Below are 14,008 nucleotides of genomic sequence, written 5' to 3'. Positions count from 1 at the left end.
CTTATTTTTTATTTTTCTGTCACTTTAGTATTTGATGCATATCTGTTTTTTAACTACTCTTTCACACCACCAATGGTAAGTCCAGTAACAAAATAACGCTGTAAGAACGGATATAATGCTACAATTGGCAGGCAGGTTAAGATCGTAGCCGCCGAACGCACAGATTTGGTGGTAACCTGAGCACTGTTAACCGAACTGGTAATAGCGGAGGTATTGGCATCTCCGCTTAACTGGCTTACGGAGGATAATAATTTCATCAATTCATATTGCAGCGTAGTCAGATTATCTGCCATACGGTTGTAAAGCATTGTGTCAAACCAGGAATTCCATTGTCCCACTGCAATAAATAGAGCTACTGTAGCAAACACCGGCTTACAAAGTGGAACGATTATCTTGGTAAAAACCTTAAAGTAACCGGCTCCATCCATCATTGCCGATTCCTCCAGACTGTCAGGCAAGCCGTTCATGTAGGTACGTATGACAAGCATATTAAAAGCGCTTACCATACCTGGAACGATATATACCCAGAAACTGTTCATAAAACCTAAGGTCCGAAGCAGTAAAAAGCTTGGAATCAAGCCTCCGTTCACGTACATAGTAAGTACGAACAGCATCGAGATCGGTTTCGAGAACACAAAATTCTTACGGCTTAAAACAAAGGATATCAAAGCGGTGACAGATAGCTGCAGGACCGTACCCACTATGGTTCTAAGAACTGAAATATAGAGTCCGGTGGTGATACTATTCTTATGAATTACGGTACTGTAATTGTTTAAGGACCACTTCCGCGGCCATATATAAATTCCCCCCCGCATGGCATCCAGAGCATCATTAAAGGATACGGCAAGCGTATTTAAAATCGGATATATTGTAATGATTACAAATACCGTAAGTATCAAGCCTATGATGCCTGAGTATAGGATGCTGCTGAATTTCAACTTTTTTTTATGTTTATTCCTATAGATTGTATTCGATTTCCCCATTCTGTTGTCCCCCTTAGAAAAGTCGTTCTTCACCGGCTGCCTTTGCCGCTGAATTCGCGATGAATATCAGGACGATACTAACAAGGCTCCTGAATATACCGGCAGCAGTACCAAGTGAATAGTCAGCCTGGCTTATACCGAATTTAAGTACATAAATATCGATAGTCTGGGAGACACTCTGCACCAGTCCGTTGGTAAGTAAATATTGTATTTCAAAACCTGCATTCAATACATTTCCAATGTTAATTAGCAGCAGGATAAAAATCGTGGGTTTGATACCTGGCATAGTAATATGCCACATTTTCCGCAGCCTGCCTGCGCCGTCTATGGACGCAGCTTCATATAAATCAGGATTAATTGCTGTGATTGCCGCCAGATAAATAATGCTGTTCCATCCCGTTTCCTTCCATACATTACCCAGTCCTACAATCCACCAGAACAAACTCTTATAGGTAAAGAAGTTAATGGGTGCTTTCAGGATATGTAAGTTAACTAACAGGTCATTCACAATACCATGATCAATGGAAAGAGCATCCTGTAAGATACCGCATACAATAATCCATGATAAAAAGTGAGGCAGATAGGATATGGTCTGGACAAATTTCTTAGGTCCTTTATGTACTACTTCATTCAATATAAGTGCAAATCCGATTGCAAATACAAAACTTAACACTAGGTTGATTACACCCATTGCCAGGGTGTTGCGGATGACTCTGATAAAATCCGGATTGTCTACAAATAAAAACTTAAATTTATCTAATCCTACAAATTTCGAACCAAAAAAGCCTAACTTCGGCTTGTATTGCTGAAATGCCATAACCCAACCGATTAGGGGTACATAGGAAAATAAAAGAACATATACTACGAATGGAACCGATAAAAGAATCAGTTCTCTTTGTTTTATAATCTGCTTCCAGGTTATTTTGACCTTAACATCCTTTACCCTTTCCGCTTTAATATGTTTTACTCCAGCCATTGATATTACCATACTTTCTTTTTGTAGTAAAACAGGCGACCACAGATTCCTGCAGCCGCCTGTCTGCAATTTATGTTTTTTGTATAAATAATAAATGTGTCTTATTTAGCCGGTCTTACATCTTTTCCCTGTACCAACTCAATTCTATGATATACTGCTTCCTGTACTTCTGTAAGGAAGTCTTCCGGCTTACAGCCTTTATAAGCTTTCATGTAATCAGCCCACGCAGTATCAAAATTATCGGCAATTACGACCTGGGGAAGATATTGTTTCTTTGTTTCCTCCATCTTAGTCCACGCAAGTCCTCCCGGTGTTTCCGTAGTCATTTCTCCTACAAAGGAATAAATCGGATACCAGGGTTCCTCCATACCATCTATTACATTATTATCTAACATGTCTACATAAGTCTTTGCGCCATAAGCTTTTAAGCATTCCTGAACCTCAGGTTTTAAGCTGTCAAAGAATTCAGATGGCTGGGTATCTGGTGTCATGGCATTCTTTCCATCCGGATTCATACCCGAATAGTTCGGGAAGTAACCATAACTGCATATATGTGAGGCTTTGTATTCGGATTTAACTGCATTATCTCTCATTTCCTGAGTTCTATAGAATAAACCGTCATCTCCTACTAAGTAATCCTTTCCTTCCACACCCCAGGAACGAAGGGTAATGATTTCGGGACTTAATAAGTCGTTTACAAACTGTAAAGCACCTTCTACATCCTTGCAGCTTTTTGTAATACTCAAGCCACCGGAAAGTACCGTAGCTTCATTGGAGACATAGTACTTTTCTTTCATACCAGGTTCAATGGTAATTCCAAGAGGAACATAAGTACAGCCTTCTAAGTTCTGGGCTTTGATGGAGTCTTCCGCTGTTTGGAAATCCCATCTTTGCTCTACCATACTAAGTACACGTCCGGAAGAGATTTTTTCTAAGAACTGATCATGGTTCATAGTCATGAACTCAGGATCTACTATGCCTTTTTTATATTCTTCATTTAACTTCTTAAAGTATCTTTGTGCGGTAGGCGTTACATTGTAATCGGAAACCAAAAAGGTAGTAGGATCTACGATACAACGTCCGTTATTTGGCCATCCGTCTAAGAACTGCGGAGGATTCTCAAGGCAGAAATAAAACCAGTCATAAGCTAAGATTTCAAAAGGAATGACAGGGTTTCCATCTGCCATGGTAGGATTAGCAGCATAATAATCCTCTAACAATTTAAATAACTGATCTAACGATTCAATCTTTGGATAATTAGCCCATTTCAACACTCTGGTCTGTACCCAGAAAGCTTCTCCGCCCTGATAGGTATCCATCGGTTTTTCATTAATATTACCAAACTGAGGTATAGAATAGATATGTCCGTCTTCCTGCTTTAAGGAGTTCCATTGTATATCACTCCAGAAGTTTTTAATATTCGGATATTTATCCAGATACTCATCAATAGGTACCAGTGCATCTGCATCCTGTAACTGTGGTGTCCAGTCAATAAAATCCGGATATTCATCACTTGCAATCAACATGCCGACTGCTTCTTCTGCAGTCTGTCCGGTTAACCAGGTTTCTTTGCATTTTGCACCGATTTTATCGGCAATTATCTGTTTTACTTCGTTATCATCGTTTAGTTCAATACCTTGTCTGTCAAAGAATGCTGTAAATTCTTTAATTTCCTTCGATGATGAATTACTGCCTGAGTTCGTATCCCCATTTGTTGTTCCATTTGATTTTGCTACATTCGATGAAGTGTCCTTTGATGGATTTTTACCGCAGCCTGTAAATAATATTGACACCATGGCAATACACATAAGTGCGGCAATTACTCTCTTTTTCATTAAATTCCTCCCAAAAGTTTTTTCGTCTGCTTCATAGACAGTCAGTTGAAAAATTTATATACAACTGCACTTAACCAGGAAGCCCATACCTTATTTGACGATACTTTATTTTATCACATTTACACAATATACTCTTCATACAAATTATATAAAAAACCATTACAAAGTATATATGCATAATTTGTAATGGTTTTTTTTGTTTTTTTTATTCATATTTTAATTGGATGGATTTATTATTCTACCGTGCATCGCCTTTTTTACTATAAATCAATTCTTTATAAATGTTCACTTATATTATATTCAAGAGGTATTTTAATTGTAATGCAGGTGCCTGCCTCTTGTTCACTCTCTATTATGATTCTTGTCATACTGCCGCAATATTTTTTTAATCTGATGCAGGCATTTAACATTCCAAGAGAGGAGGACTTTTGCAGATCGTCAATATTAGCTTCATTTAAAGTTTTTTCAAGGTCTATAACCTTATCTTCCTCCATCCCCACACCGGTATCCTCTATCTCAATCATTAAGAAATCCTCTTCCTTTTTAACCGTCAGAAAGATGGTTCCGGAATGACCTTCTCTGTTAAGTCCGTGGACACAGGAATTCTCGGCAAAGGTGACCAGGACCAGACTTGGTATCTTTAGGTTACCGCAGCCTTCTCCGATACGGATTTTATAGTTAAAATTATCTCCGTAACGATATTTCTGTAAATCCAGATAGTCCTGTACAAATCCGATTTCCTGCTGAATAGTAATTAAATCCGCACCCCATTCGGCGCTTTTTCTCATTAATTTTGCCAGACTTTCTATCATTTGAGAAGTTTCCTGTTCTCCTTTTATCACACTGCGCATACGTATGCTTTCCAGCACATTAAACATAAAATGAGGATTAATCTGGCTATATAAGGCCAGCAATTCCGCCTGCTGCCTGGCAAGACGGAGTTCCTGCTGTTCCAGTTTACTTTTATACTCATATTCAATGAGATGTTTCATTCTCGTGACCATCAAATTATAATTATCCAGTAATTCTCTGACTTCATCCTTACCTTCACTCTCTGTGATCAATTCAAATTCTTCCCCTTTTACCTTCTTCATATATCTTCCAAGCAATAGGATTCTCTTTGAAATGGAATCACTGAATAAAGAAAGCATAATCGCCGGTATGAAGGCATCAGCCAGAAACAAAACTGCTATCAGCAGCAGATTTTTCTTAATCATAGACAAATAATTGGATTTATATCCACTTACATATACATCAAAATCAAATCCATAGGCAGTAAAATTTTTATGAATCTGAATATCCTTCCCTGGAATCTCTGATTTACCTAGGAAATCATTTTTTGTGATTTTGTCCTTGTCCGAGTTGGTAAATATAATATTATCCCCATTGCAGACATATACCACCGTATTAAAAGCTGAATCTTTAATGGCTTCTTTCATCATATTGTAATTTAAATCAAGCTTTACGATTTTCTCATTTTTACTCATTTCTATGTAATTTAGTTTTCGTACCACGGATATGGTACGGTTTCTTTGGTTAATATCTACGGATTCCTTATAGTAAGGATATATGAATAAGTCTTTGTTTGACTGTACAAACTTGTTATACCATTCATTTTCCTTTATTGTATCAAGTCTGTAATATCTTCCACCGTTTAGCATGGTAGGGTTATCTGAATATAATGTTATATCACTGATTAGACGTCTGGAATTTGCATAAAACACATAATTATCAAATACCTTATTATATTCCTGCAGGAATTTGCCATTGGTGGTGTAACGGGTATCCAAAAATTTATATATAGAATTACTGGCATAGATGTCCACTGTCAAAAACACCGCATTCTCAAAGAAGGAGGACATATCACTGGCTATGGAGTCAGCAATATTATTGATCGTTTCTACGCTTTCGTCATGGGAAGCCTTAAGCGCATTGCCTACGATAAAGGTATTTGTAACCAATACGGGAACCAAAACACAGAATACATATAAAAAAATGGTTTTTACCCTTATATTCCGGTTATTGATATGCCTTAAAATCTTATCGTATAAAGCCCGGATATACTTTTTTATGTTCTTTGGAATCGGATAGTCTGACTTTTTGCCATTCATGATATACTCTCCTCTTTTCCACCTTTTACCCTCATTTTAATCTGTTGCTGCAATGGAATTACCTTTATTATAACATATAAAACGTTAAAAATCACAACGGGTAAAACCAGTTACTGAATAAAAAACAGTATTAAAATTAGGGGGAATAATGATCCCCGAAAAGGAAAGTATATTTTTGAGGTAAGCGATGAATAGGCTCTTTCCAGTGATAGTTGGATTATACCATCCGGTTTTAACGCGCTCTCGTCTGCCGATTAATCCAATCTTTATCAAGATATTTCGGATAAGATTGATCATCGTTTTAACGGTTATAACACAAGAAAATAAAGCCTTATGCATAAAACAGAAGGCTTTATTATTTGGTAATGTCAGCTGGGAAGTTAAATAATTAATAAATTCGGTATCTTCCCGCAAGCATAAGCAACGAGAAAAAGTATAAACAGTTATCGTAATACCTGCGTTCCCCTGTCCGAAGGGGGGTATTATAAAAGTCCGACACCCACTGCATTTGATATTTTCCTTTTGCGGCTAAGGATGCTGCTGCATTGGTAGCAAGAATTGCAACAGGATGTAATGCAGGTTCAGAAAGAGCCGTTCCATCCAGAAGATAATTATGGTAGTTTAATAACTTTGTATTCTCACTAAAAAAAGTCTGTAACCGGTCTGCAATCTCACTCAGGGAATCATCCTCCCCAAACCAGGCGGCATCCAATCCGATATTCATAGCTACACGGTACGCATCGGAATAAAACTGCCCTTTATGATGTAATTGCTTTGGTGTACCGTCATATTCGGCATATTCCGGTGCCATTCCAGTCACTGGATGAGCTGTTCTTATAAGGTAATCCCGGCTGGACTTAGCCGCCCCTTGAAAGAACTCCCTGTCTTCTGAATCTGCCCTTAATGCAAATAGTTCATAAAAATGCGGTAGATGATAGGAGGGGTCAGAAAAATTCGCCTCCGGTACAAATTTTATGTAATGGTTTTCAGGCTCCCACATAGGACAGCCATCTTTCACATACTCTTTCTGATGCAGGGCATGCTTTAATATATCAATTGCCTGTCTGCTGTAATCAAAGGGTTCCACACCGTCTCCCCAACGGGTACTTGCAAAAAATAACGCCAGGGCATAATATTCTTCACCATCCGGTGCCGGTCCCTCGGCATTTTTCTTTCCCTCCGTAGAAACAGACCAGGCAAAATATCCTTGATATTTGCCGGTACTCTGATACATATAGGTTTTGGAAAACAACCATAAACGGTCAAATATATCCTTTTTGTCCATCTGAACCGCCATCATCATTCCATAGCTCATACCTTCCGTTCTTGCATCATTGTTGCCGGTATCTAACATATACCCCATATCCTCCCCTTTTTCAAAATATATCTTTTCTTCCGGGTCATGGAACATGGTGTAAAAAGTCTTTTCTATCCTCTGGTCAATCTCCTCCTTCGTGATTCCGATTTTTTCAAACAAATTTGGATAAACTCCTGTGTAAAATCCACCTTTTTGCATTGTTTTCTCCTTAAGTTGATATTTTATGTCTATCTATTTTTTAATACTCCCATGTGTATGTAATTCATCATTATAACGTGTAACTTACGCTATCTTGCAAGATTTCTTTTTCGGAATCTGGAGGGCGTCATACCATAGATATCTTCAAACTTATTGATGAAGTACTCTATATTTTTATAGCCCACATCTCCGGCAATCTCATATATTTTCTTGTTCGTCCTAAGCATAGTTTCCGCGGCTTTACGCATACGTACATTATTCAGATAATCTTTAAAACAGCAGCCGTAATTCTTTTTAAAGATCTGACCCAGATAGGCACTGTTAATATAATATTTTTCCCCTAAAGACTTAAGGCTCAGATTTTGCGCATAGTTATTCTCAATTTCAGCTTCAATCTGGTTTATAGTCCCTTTTGTATTATTTTGGCGAAGCTGAACCAGATAATCGGTGTAATCTTCTATAAAACGCATAAACTTATATTCATTGCCTTTTATCTTATCAGAGGAAAATACCGCATCTTTCATATAATGTAAGATTTCATCCTGATTTATATTGGCATCCAGCTCATACGCAAGTCCTAAGAGGCGGTACAATAAATATTGGATATTAAGACCAATGGCTTCGGATTCTATATGGGGATCCAGCATCCGGCTGTATATGAGCTTGACAGAAGTACGGATTTTTACCGTATCATTAATTTCTATGGAGTGGATTAAATCCTCTAACTCCTTCCTTAGATAATCCGGTTGCAGATTCTTAACTGTCTTATTGTTACTGGCCATAGGTGCGGCATCATTCTCACTCTTACTGGAGAATCGGAAAAACCGCATCATACTGGCCTCTCTGTAGGAGTCAGAAATGGCTTCGATGCTATCTACTTTACTGCCAGAACATGCCGCTATGGTATACCCAATACGTTCTGTTAATTCCATTACCAGCCAGACAGTCCAGTCTTTACTGGACATGTTTCTATCCTTGGCAAAATAATCACTATATATAATCCCAATGTCATAACATTCCGTACTTTTTGTAACATCAAAAATAATATGATCCGCCCTGTCCTTAAGCAATAAAGCGGCATAATGATACAGTTTTCTCTGCTCTTCCCTTCTTTTTTCATCAGATAAAACCAGAAACCTTTCATCTCTTAAGGAAATCTCTAAGTGGAGGTAGGATACTTTATCCGTAAGCTTGAGTTTTTGTTTCACATAACTTAAATTGACATCATCATATTTTCCCCATATCAGCGCCATTATATTACGGTCAAGATACGCCTTTTCATAAACCTTATTGTCCTTATTCCTTCCAGCTTCTCTTCGGCATTCCTCCATAATCCTGCGCAGGGCTGCTAACAGCTCATCTTTTTGGATTGGTTTTAGGATGTAATCACAGCAGCCATACTGCATCCCGGTTTTCGCATACTGAAAATCATAATATCCACTTAAAAAAACAAATCTTGCATTGCTGATTTTTTTGTTCCTGACATAAGAAAGGAATTCGATTCCATCCATCTCCGGCATCTTAATATCTGAAATAATCAAATCATATTCCTCTTCCACCATCAACTGCAAAGCATTCCTGCCATTAGAGGCTTCTCCTGCAATACGGTATCCCTCTGCCTCCCAGTCAATCAAAGCCGCCAGTCCTTTCCTGATAAAAGGTTCATCATCTACCAACAAAATATTTAATAACGAATCATTAACCAGCATAATGTCTCTCCTTCCCTAAAAGCACATTAAAGTTTATTTCCGTTCTTATATTTTCGATGATATTACATGCTGTACATCATATCTGTTTTAATTTTATTATATAAACTTGTGATATCGGAAACAATGTTATATAATTGTAAATAATTGATATATAATTTTATCCAATAAAAAAGGAGGCATTGCAGATGTATATTCATTATATCGCCCTGGACAGCATACACGACAGTAACTTTGTAATTGAAAGACCCACCGGAAGAATTGATTTTTTATTTCTTTACGTTAAAACCCCTTGTACTTTTGTTTCAAATGACTGTGTTTACAATGTTACCTGTCCCTCAGTAATACTAATAGACAGCAATACTCCTCACAGATATTTTCCAACGGGTGAACAATATACAGATGACTATCTGCATTTTGCACCGGATAATCGTGAAAAATTTTTAAGTGAATTGACCTTTCCTTTAAACATTCCATTCAAGATTTCGAATGATAGTTTTATCCATGATATTTTAAAGTTAATCGATAAAGAATTTAATCCAGAAAACAAAAATTCCAGCAAGGTTTACACCTTATTAATCGAACTTCTGATGATAAAAACCGGCGAAGAATTCGATCTGTATCAGAAACAGACCATCAATATTCCCCATTACGAGGAATTGCTGGCTGTCAGACGACAGATTGTTAATTCTCCTGAAAAAAACTGGAAAATAGAAGACCTTGCACAGCAGGCACACCTATCCCATGCCTATTTTCAGGTAATGTACAAAAGAGCCTTTGGTATTACCTGCATTAACGATGTTATTAATGTAAAAATTGCTCAGGCAAAAATTCTTTTAACTTCTACCGAACTTTCGGTAAAAGAAGTCGCTCTGGAACTCGGTTATAATGAAGTATATCATTTTATCCGGCAATTTAAGAAATCCACCGGAACCACTCCCGGCGCTTTTCGAAGAAAATAAGGTTTAGTTTTGCTATGGGTTAAAAAGGGCTGCGGCAAACGATATCCCATAGAACAAATTTTTGACAGGATAGTTTGCCGCAGCTTAGTCTTACATTTTTCTTACCTTGGTATTATGAAGTACTTTAATTCTTTATTGTGAAAAAGCGGCATTGGCAATTCCCGGTTTCAGAAGCCGGCTTTCAAATTTATAACATCTGCTCCGCCTTCCACATGTCAGCATATTTTCCATTTAAACGTAATAATTTTTCATGTGTCCCCTCTTCCTTTACTTTCCCATTAGCAATAACAACAATTTTATCTGCATTTTTTACAATTGACATAGTATGAGCTATCATAACCACTGTTTTTTTCTTTTTTAAAAGATTTTTTATTGCTAGTTTTACAGCTAACTCATTTTCTACATCTAAATTTGCTGTAGCCTCATCCAACAACAGAATTGGGGCATCTTTTAAAATTGCTCTTGCAATGGAAAGTCTCTGTCTTTCTCCGCCAGATAGCTGATTTCCATTTTCCCCCACATTTGTCTCATATCCCATAGGTAGTTTTTTTATAAATTCCTCGCAATTAGCCTCCTTACACGCAAGCTCAATTTCGATATCGTCAGCCTGTGGTCTGGCATATCGAATATTATTACGAATGGTATCATTAAACAAAAACACCTCCTGTTCTACCGTGGAAATCTGTGACAGAACTTGTTCGGTTCCTTTGTCCATAATTGAATATCCGCCAATCCTGACCTCACCGGCATCTGGTTCGTAATATTTTGCTATCAAGTTCAAGATTGTAGATTTTCCAGAGCCCGATTCTCCTACGATGGCAGTTAATTTTTGATTTTCTATACAAAGATTCAAATTTTTACAAATGCTCTGTCCTGGTTCGTAGGAAAAATCTACATGTTCTAAGACAATATCATGCTTTTTCGGTTGGAAATCTGAATTCATCTGATTTTCTTCAGGCATCTGAATTACTGCATTGATTTTATTCTTCGCAATCATTAAATTTTTGTAACTTGTCATATCTACAAAAATACTTCCCAACAATTTAGTAAAGAATAATGGTAACAGGCAAATCATAACAAAGGAAACTGTGTCTAGTCTTCCCTGGTTCCATTGATTTCCTGCCACAATGATTTCGATTGGCAGTGAACTTCCTATCAGAATACTATACATTACTCCATCCGGTATAATCTTAGATTCATAAATGAAGCTGATATCACTGAATTTCTTCATAGAGCTCATAACGGATTTGTTTTTTCTCCCCCCAATTCCGTATGCTCGAAAGGTTTGTATCCCAGTAATGTATTCAACCATACTGCTAACATTTTCAACGCAGATTTCATTCTTCTTCCTCCCATACTTTTTCACAGCTCGAAAGGACAACGCAATTGCCGGAATGAACATAAGCAAAGCTAAGAGTAAAATCAATCCGGAGGGTACATACAATGTAGACACAAATACAATCAGCATAATCACTAAGGTCAGATTTTTTATAACATCACCTACTTTATGTGTCAAAATCTGTTCATAACTATTTATATTTTCAGTTGCTGCATTAATATACTCACCTGTCTGGGATTTCTGGAATCTTGAAAGGGGAATTCTTTTTAATTTGTCACCAAGGAATAATCGTATCTCCCTGCTAACCTTTGCTCCCCCCAATTGACCTTGAACATATGAAAAACTGTAAATTAAGAGTCTTAGAATAAAAATAGCTCCAATGCCTCCTGTTATTACCATGATTTTTTCCATCTCCATCTGCCTTGTCAAAAGAATCCTAAAGATATAGAACATTACCATAAAATTACTTCCAGATAAGAGTCCTTCTAAAATGACACATAGAATAGATAGATAAAGCTTATTATTCCATTTCACACTAAATCTCCTTCCAGCTGATAAGTCATAGTTCTGGATTTATGATAACTTTCCCAGGCTGCTTTATAATAAGTGCTTTCGTTTAACACTTCTTCATGACTTCCAATACAGCTAACTGTATGATTTTCTATAATTGCAATACGGTCGCATATTTTTAATGCGCTAAGACGGTGTGCCACAATAATAACTGTTTTTCCTTCACAAAGATTCTTAATTGCTTTGTCTATTTCAACCTGATTCTCTGGATCTGCTGCTGAAGTGGCTTCATCCAGGATCAAGATTGGAGCATTTTTTAAGATTGCTCTTGCTATTGCTATTCTCTGCTTTTCTCCTCCTGAAAATCGTGTTCCATAACTTCCGACCTTTGTGTCATAGCCCTCTGGAAGTGTCATAATAAAAGAATCTATCTGGGCTTTTTTTGCGGCTTCCCTTACCTCTGCAAGGGTTGCCTCTGTGCCCATTCGTATGTTATCAAAAACACTGTCTCTGGTTAAGAATGTCTTCTGAAATACGATAGACACCTTCTTTAAAAGTTCTTCATAATTTAATTTCCGTACATCCGTTCCGCCAATTGTAACACTCCCTTTATCTACATCATAAAATCTGGCTATCAGTTGAATGACTGTACTTTTTCCCGCACCGGATTTACCTACCAGTGCCAATTTCTCTCCATGGCGGATGAAAAGATTGCAATTTTTAAGCACTTCCTGTTCTTTATTTGATGAATAGTTAAAACTTACATCTTTTAGACAGATATCATGTTTTACAGGAAAATTGCAGCCTCCTTCATATATAGGAATTTCCAGAATATCTTTTGTTTTTTCCACAGCATGTAAGACCTTTGCAAAGTTTGAACCAAGTTCTTGCAGAGGTCTTAACTCGGTTAAATATAAAGATCCGATAAAAACAAACAAGAGTAAGACATTCAATGATATGGAGTTGTGTAAAATGAAATATCCTCCAATTGGGACCATAAAAAGTAATCCGCACTCAGTAATAACGATATAAGCAGCATAGGATGGTCCCATTTTTCTTGATATTCTATTCCATATGGTATTTTCTTCCTCTATGGCATTTTTATATTTCTGAAAAGAACTGCTTCCCATACGAAAAGCCTTTATGACTTTCATGCCGCTAATATATTCAATGATGACTGAATTTAAGTTCACCAATGATTGGTTTGCAGCCTCAAGCATATTCGACATACCCGAAAACATGGATACCATAACCGCAATAGCTAAAACAAGTGGAATCAAAGAGAGGAGTGCCATCGTAAGATTAACAGAGCATAGATATAAAAAGACTGCAATTGGACCGCACATATAATAAATAAAATCAGGTAGATGATGTGCTAAAAACAACTCCAATTTCTCAATATCTTCATTTAATACTGTTTTAATGCTTCCGGTATGATACTCACTCAAGACCCCAAGCGGAACTTTTGCCATATGCTCCACAATCATGCTTCGAACCTTATAAAGTGTACGATAGGCTCCTTTATGTGAAAGAATACCTGCACATCCAAATAATACAAACCGAAGTAAAATCGCGCTAAAAATCAATATACTGTTATTTATTAAAACTTTATTCGTGCAGGTATTTTCATAAATCGCTGTTATGATATGATACACTCCATAATAGGGAATCATAGTACACAGTCCACTGATCAATGAACAAAATACGGATAAGTACAAATAATATTTATCCCTGCCAGCCCATTGCAGGAGTAGCCCTATGGAGCTTTCTTTTTTCTTCATTTTTACACCCATTGCATATCGCAAGTTTACTTGCGATACTACCACAAATATAACTGGTTGAAAGAATCATAATGTGGCATCCTTTCTACTCTTTTATTTTCTTTCAACCTTTACACCCATTGCATATCGCAAGTTTACTTGCGATACTGCCACAAATATAACTGGTTGAAAGAATCATAATGTGGCATCCTTTCTACTCTTTTATTTTCTTTCAATCTTTTATTCCTTTCTACTTTTTACAAAATTCATTATAAATATTCCATTATTTTCTGCTGCTACTGTTAATTAA

Annotated in this window: 9 protein-coding genes; 1 reads left to right on the top strand and 8 read right to left on the bottom strand. The window is 37.0% G+C overall.

What is annotated here, in order from left to right:
• Positions 1-53: 53 nt before the first annotated feature.
• The 6 genes from QA584_RS06225 to QA584_RS06200 form a co-directional block, all read right to left on the bottom strand.
• Positions 54-983: a carbohydrate ABC transporter permease gene (locus QA584_RS06225; RefSeq protein WP_278273646.1), complete on the bottom strand. Its 930-nt coding sequence runs from the start codon at positions 981-983 to the stop codon at positions 54-56.
• Positions 984-996: 13 nt separating this feature from the next.
• On the bottom strand, positions 997-1,959 hold the full coding sequence (locus QA584_RS06220) for an ABC transporter permease (protein WP_278273645.1): 963 nt from the start codon (positions 1,957-1,959) through the stop codon (positions 997-999).
• Between the two features lie 101 nt (positions 1,960-2,060).
• On the bottom strand, positions 2,061-3,794 hold the full coding sequence (locus QA584_RS06215; protein WP_278273644.1) for an extracellular solute-binding protein: 1,734 nt from the start codon (positions 3,792-3,794) through the stop codon (positions 2,061-2,063).
• 275 nt (positions 3,795-4,069) lie between these two features.
• Positions 4,070-5,905, bottom strand: a complete 1,836-nt coding sequence (locus QA584_RS06210; RefSeq protein WP_278273643.1) for a sensor histidine kinase — start codon at positions 5,903-5,905, stop codon at positions 4,070-4,072.
• Positions 5,906-6,293: 388 nt separating this feature from the next.
• Entirely contained in the window at positions 6,294-7,421 is a 1,128-nt protein-coding gene (locus QA584_RS06205; RefSeq protein ID WP_278273642.1) for a glycosyl hydrolase family 8, read from the bottom strand.
• 89 nt (positions 7,422-7,510) lie between these two features.
• Positions 7,511-9,130: a response regulator transcription factor gene (locus tag QA584_RS06200; protein WP_278273641.1), complete on the bottom strand. Its 1,620-nt coding sequence runs from the start codon at positions 9,128-9,130 to the stop codon at positions 7,511-7,513.
• 185 nt (positions 9,131-9,315) lie between these two features.
• On the opposite strand from QA584_RS06200, the gene QA584_RS06195 reads away from it, so the two are divergent.
• Positions 9,316-10,089 carry a helix-turn-helix transcriptional regulator gene (locus QA584_RS06195; RefSeq protein WP_278273640.1) on the top strand — a complete coding sequence of 258 codons (774 nt, stop codon included), beginning with the start codon at positions 9,316-9,318 and terminating at the stop codon, positions 10,087-10,089.
• Between the two features lie 187 nt (positions 10,090-10,276).
• Here QA584_RS06195 and QA584_RS06190 read toward each other — a convergent pair whose 3' ends face one another.
• Both QA584_RS06190 and QA584_RS06185 read right to left on the bottom strand, forming a co-directional pair.
• Positions 10,277-11,962, bottom strand: coding sequence for an ABC transporter ATP-binding protein (locus QA584_RS06190; RefSeq protein WP_278273639.1), 1,686 nt, complete (start codon positions 11,960-11,962; stop codon positions 10,277-10,279).
• On the bottom strand, positions 11,959-13,719 hold the full coding sequence (locus QA584_RS06185) for an ABC transporter ATP-binding protein (RefSeq protein ID WP_278273638.1): 1,761 nt from the start codon (positions 13,717-13,719) through the stop codon (positions 11,959-11,961). Before QA584_RS06185 ends, QA584_RS06190 begins: the two co-directional genes overlap by 4 nt.
• Positions 13,720-14,008: the final 289 nt, after the last annotated feature.

This window comes from Anaerocolumna sp. AGMB13025 (assembly GCF_029689925.1).
In the GTDB taxonomy this organism is placed as follows: domain Bacteria; phylum Bacillota; class Clostridia; order Lachnospirales; family Lachnospiraceae; genus Anaerocolumna.
Note: the sequence above shows the minus strand (reverse complement) of the source record. Positions and strands in the feature narration are given on the sequence as shown.